Origin of the sequence: Halioglobus sp. HI00S01 (assembly GCF_001635445.1) — a bacterium.
GTDB classification, from domain to species: domain Bacteria; phylum Pseudomonadota; class Gammaproteobacteria; order Pseudomonadales; family Halieaceae; genus Halioglobus; species Halioglobus japonicus.
The window spans coordinates 1-217 of the sequence record NZ_LWEE01000031.1 but is presented as its reverse complement, the minus strand read 5'-3'; the positions used below and the strand labels follow the sequence as shown (position 1 = coordinate 217).

Sequence of the window (217 nt, the reverse complement as noted above, 5' to 3'; positions counted from 1 at the left end):
GGACTCTGTGGCGGTGCCGGCATTTCCAGGCGCCACATATACGGTGTCAACGTCCGCCGACTGGGCTGCCTTCCAGGCCAGCGCATGCTCGCGGCCACCGGAACCAATAACTAATACGTTCATGAATAACGAAACTCCAGATCAGGGTAACAGCGCGGGGCTGGCTAAATGCAAACGCATCCAGCCAGCCCAACTGCAATTAGTGGCGGAAGTGACG

The 217-nt window shown here is 58.1% G+C and carries 1 protein-coding gene; it reads right to left on the bottom strand.

The window, feature by feature from the left end; all coding sequences use genetic code 11:
* Positions 1-123 (bottom strand): phosphoribosylamine--glycine ligase N-terminal domain-containing protein (locus A3709_RS22525; RefSeq protein WP_156507610.1); only part of this gene is annotated, 123 nt, incomplete at its 3' end.
* Positions 124-217: the final 94 nt, after the last annotated feature.